Raw genomic sequence first — 4,320 nt, 5'->3', positions numbered from 1 at the left:
TGCGGCAGGCGGCGCTGCTGGCGCTGGCCGGCGACGAGCCGGGGCTGGCGGCGCTGCGGCAGGCCGCGGCGCCGCGCATGGGCGACGGCGCGCTGGCCGAGGCGTTCCGCGCGCTGACCGCCGATCCGCTGCGCGGCCTCGCCGACCTGCCGCGGCTGCAGCAGGAGCTGCAGCTTTTCCGGACGCTGCCGACAAGGCTGGAGGCATTGCGGACCTCGGCGTCCGTCACGCGCTGAGTCTTGCGCTATACACGGGGGAGTGCGGCAATAATTTCGGCCGGGCGGCGCACAAAATGGCTTGCGCCCCCGGACCCCTTGCCCCATATGCCGCCGCCGTTGACCTGATCGACCTCGATCAACCCGGTCATCTACTGGTGGGAACAGGGGCCCGATATGGACGCTCTACTCCAACTGGGGATGGTCTCGGAGCAGCTCCCGAGCGACGCCCAGAATTCTGCAACCTCGGTGAGCGAGGCCAAGGACTACTTCGTCAGCCGCGACGGCGTGAAATTCGCCGGCACGCATCTGATCATCGACCTGTGGGACGCGACCAACCTCGCGGACCCCGAGCACATCGATGAGGTGCTGCGGCAGGCCGCGGTCGCCACCGGCGCCACGATCCTGCACGGGCATTTCCATCATTTCGGCCCGAACAGCGGCGTCTCCGGCGTCCTGGTGCTGGCGGAGAGCCATGTCTCCATCCACACCTGGCCGGAGCGGGACTATGCCGCGCTCGACATCTTCGTCTGCGGCGAATGCAACCCGTACCTCGCCATCCCGGTGCTGAAGAAGGGCTTCCAGCCCGGGCGCGTCCAGCTTGCCGAGCACAAGCGCGGCCTCGTCGGCTGACGCGAATCCGTTGCATGCGGGCGCCGGGGCGGGGCCGCAAGGTCCCGCCCCGGTTGCATTGAGGGTGGGACGGCGATGACCGATTCCTGGGTGAACGAGACGCTCTACGCCGCCTGGGGCCAGCGCTTCCGGGTGGTGCGGGAGCTGGCGCGGGTGAAGTCCGACTTCCAGGACATCATGGTGTTCGAGAGCGGGACGCATGGCCGCGTCATGCTGCTCGACGGCGTGGTGCAGATCACGGAAGCGGACGAGTTCGTCTATCAGGAGATGCTGGCGCATGTGCCGCTGCTGGCGCATGGCGCTGCGAAGCGCGTCCTGATCATCGGCGCCGGCGATGGCGGGGTGCTGCGGCGGGTGCTGCAGCACCGCGGCGTCGAGCGCGCGGTGATGGTCGAGATCGACGGCGAGGTGATCCGGCTGGCGAAGGAACACCTGCCGGGCATCGCCGGCGATGCCTGGACCGATCCGCGCGCCGAGGTCATCGTCGGCGACGGCATCGACTACGTGAAGCAGGCGCCAGCCGCGTCCTTCGACGTGGTGATCGTCGACAGCACCGACCCGATCGGCGTCGGCGAGGTGCTGTTCACGGACGCGTTCTACGCCAATTGCGCCCGGCTGCTGACCGGGCGCGGGCTGGTGGTGAACCAGTGCGGCGTGCCCTTCATGCAGGCGGATGAGCTGCGCGAGACCTCGGTCCGCCGCGGCCGCGCCTTCCCCGATGTGTGGGCCTATGTCGCCGCGGTGCCGACCTATGTCGGCGGATTCATGACGCTGGGCTGGGCGGCGAAGGACGCGACGCTGCGCGCCGTGCCGGTGGAGGAGATCCGCCGCCGCGCCGAAGCCGCCGGCATCCTCGGCGCCACGCGCTACTGGACGCCGGAGATCCATCTGGGCGCCTTCCAGCTGCCGCCCTACATCGCGGACCACCTGCCGCGGGGCTGACGCCGCCGGGCGCGGCGCCTCGCCGGTCCCCGGGCGCAGTCAGGCGCCGGGCGGCGCCGGCCCTGCCGGCCTCAAGCCGCCTCCCGCCCCGGCTGCATGGCGTCGAAGGCCGTCTTGCGGAAGCGCTCGCCGAAGACGTCGGCCAGCGCCTGGGACGCGGCGCCGCGCGCCTGCTCGAAGCTGCTCCGCGCCTGGGGGTCGGCCGTCGCCTGCGCGACCGCATCGGCGGCGCGCAGCGCGTCGATCGCCTGGTCGAGCGCGCGGATCGACTCGGCCGGAATCGCCTTGCCGGCGATGTAGGCGACCTGGCTGAGGCCGAGCAGGTACTGCACCTCGCTCGGCACCTTGAAGTTCGACAGGTCGCCCAGGCCATTGACCAGCAGCGCCAGCAGCGTGACCGCGCTGAAGATCACCGCCTGCACCCGCGCCACGTCGATCTCGCCATCGGCCGAGACGATGTCGCGCAGCTGCGGCATGCGGTCCTCCCACTCCGCCAGCGCCTGGCGCTGCCGCAGCCAGAGCCGGTTGCCGGGCTTCAGCCCGGCATTGGTCGGGACGAAGCGGGCCAGGGTGCCGCTACCGACGGCGATGCCGAGCAGCCAGAGCACGTCGTTCGACAGGGCGCCGATGACGCCGTTGGCGAAGAAGATGTGCAGGCTGACGAAGCCCGCGGCCAGGGAGAACAGCAGGATCTGCAGCCGTGCCAGGCTGCCGAAGCCGGTCGCGTCCTGGCTGACGAAAACCGGGTTGGCCGCGACCAGCGCCTTCCAGGCCCATCGCCAGCCCGCGCCCTGGCCGGGCAGCCAGCGCTGCCGCATCCAGGCGGCCTGCAGCGTTCGGGCATTGCAGCGCCAGACCGCCGCGACGGCGATGAGGTAGACGCCGAGCGTGACCAGCACGGCGAAAAGTCCGGGTAGATAGGCCGGCTGCACCTCCAGGTCGGCGATGGCATAGCCCAGCAGCTCCGCCGTGGTCGCGCTGCAGGCGGCCACCGCGATCAGCCAGGTCTCGGCGAGGAGGGAGGTGTTCACCGGCACCTGCACCCGCAGCAGCATCTCCGGCTGATCGGCCTCCCCGCGGCGGGCGACGACCAGGGCGCGCAGGCCGCGGGTCACGCCGGCATCCGTGGTCAGGCGGGCGGCCGCCAGGAAGGTGGCGGTCTGCCATTCTCCGGCCTGCAGCATCCCGACCGGCGGCGCCGACAGCAACAGCTCCACCGATCGTCCGCTGCCGGCGGAGGGGGTGAGGCGCGTGGTGGCGATCTCCACCGGCGGGCGGAAGCGCTGCCCGGCCGGGCCCACCCAGTCGGCGGTGATGCCGATCAGGCCGGGCGCGCCCAGGCTGCCCCGTTCCGCAACGCAGGCGGCGCGCGGTTTCTCCGTCGCCTGCGCCCGGGCACCGCCCCAGGGGAGCAGGGCGAGCAGGCCGAGCAGCAGCGCGAGCGGGGGGCATGGGCAGGACGGCATGGCGGACCACCGGGTTCCATTCCCGGAACAATGCGGGGCCGGCGCGGGCACCGCAATGCGCCCGGGCACGCCGCGTGCACCCTGTCCCTGGTGCCCAGGCGGCGGATAGCAGGCTGGGCCGGACGCCGACCGGCTGCCGGCGGCCGCGCCCTGTGGCGATCCGCCCTAGCCGCCGAAGCCCTGCACCAGCCCGCCCGCGACCAGCCGCCAGCCATCCACCAGCACGAAGAAGATCAGCTTGAAGGGCAGCGCCACCACGTTCGGCGGCAGCATCATCATGCCGAGCGACATGAGCAGGCTGGCGACGACCATGTCGAGCACGAGGAAGGGCAGGAAGAGCAGGAAGCCGATCTCGAAGGCGCGCTTCATCTCGCTGACCAGGAAGGCGGGCAGCAGGGCGCGCCAGGGGATCTGCTCGGCCGGCGCCCCCTCCGGCACCTGCGGCAGCCGGGCAAGGTCGAGGAAGAGCGCGAGGTCGGCATCGCCGACATGCGCCGCCATGAAGCGGCGGAAGGGCTCGGCGGCGGCGGCCAGGCCTTCCAGCTCCCCCACCTTGCCCTCCATCAGCGGCTGCAGCCCGGCCTGCCAGCTCTGCTCGAAGACCGGCTGCATGACGAAGAAGGTGAGGAAGAGGGCGAGGCCGATCAGCGCCGGGTTCGGCGGCACGCCCTGGGCGCCGATGGCGGTGCGCAGCAGGGCCAGGACGATGACGATGCGGGTGAAGGCGGTGGCCATCACCAGCAGGGAGGGGGCGAGGGAGAGCAGCCCGACCAGCGCCGTCAGCAGCACGATGCGGGAGGTGGCGCCGGGCGTGCCGGCGGCGCCGAGGTCGATGTTGACGCTCTGCGCCGCCGCCGGGCCAACGAGGAGCAGCAGCGCGAGCAGCGCGAGGGCCGCCTTCATGGCGTCTTCCCCGGCAGCCAGCCGATCACCGCATCCTGCCCGCCGCCGGTCAGCAGCAGCAATTCGCGGTCGTCGCAGCGGACCAGCAGCAGCCGCCGGCGCGGGTCGAGGGCGAGGGCCTCGGCGACCGCCAGGCGGCGGCCGGGGGCGCCCGGGCCGCC

General features: G+C 72.3%; 6 protein-coding genes. 3 read left to right on the top strand and 3 right to left on the bottom strand.

The genetic code is table 11. The annotated features are described in order from the left end of the window. From E2C05_RS33570 to speE, 3 genes are all read left to right on the top strand, one after another. Positions 1-236, top strand: a 236-nt coding sequence (locus tag E2C05_RS33570; protein ID WP_158292456.1) for a hypothetical protein, incomplete at its 5' end; no start/stop codon positions are given. Between the two features lie 156 nt (positions 237-392). Further along, entirely contained in the window at positions 393-848 is a 456-nt protein-coding gene (speD, locus tag E2C05_RS29305; protein WP_133223155.1) for an adenosylmethionine decarboxylase, read from the top strand. A 75-nt stretch (positions 849-923) separates the two neighbouring features. Beyond that, positions 924-1,790 (top strand): polyamine aminopropyltransferase, encoded by an 867-nt coding sequence (speE, locus tag E2C05_RS29300; protein ID WP_133223154.1) that lies wholly within the window; start codon positions 924-926, stop codon positions 1,788-1,790. Between the two features lie 71 nt (positions 1,791-1,861). On the opposite strand, the gene E2C05_RS29295 is transcribed toward speE, so the two are convergent. The 3 genes from E2C05_RS29295 to E2C05_RS29285 form a co-directional block, all read right to left on the bottom strand. Next, complete coding sequence (locus tag E2C05_RS29295) at positions 1,862-3,256, bottom strand: hypothetical protein (protein WP_133223153.1); 1,395 nt, start codon at positions 3,254-3,256, stop codon at positions 1,862-1,864. Between the two features lie 165 nt (positions 3,257-3,421). Beyond that, on the bottom strand, positions 3,422-4,159 hold the full coding sequence (gene fliP, locus E2C05_RS29290; protein ID WP_133223152.1) for a flagellar type III secretion system pore protein FliP: 738 nt from the start codon (positions 4,157-4,159) through the stop codon (positions 3,422-3,424). Next, positions 4,156-4,320: flagellar biosynthetic protein FliO (locus E2C05_RS29285; protein ID WP_192912540.1), on the bottom strand; the 165-nt coding region annotated here is incomplete at its 5' end. The genes fliP and E2C05_RS29285, both read right to left, overlap by 4 nt.

Origin of the sequence: Paracraurococcus ruber, assembly GCF_004353985.1 — a bacterium.
Classification (GTDB): domain Bacteria; phylum Pseudomonadota; class Alphaproteobacteria; order Acetobacterales; family Acetobacteraceae; genus Paracraurococcus; species Paracraurococcus ruber.
The sequence above is the reverse complement of the archived record's forward strand: the minus strand, read 5'-3'. Positions and strand labels throughout refer to the sequence as shown.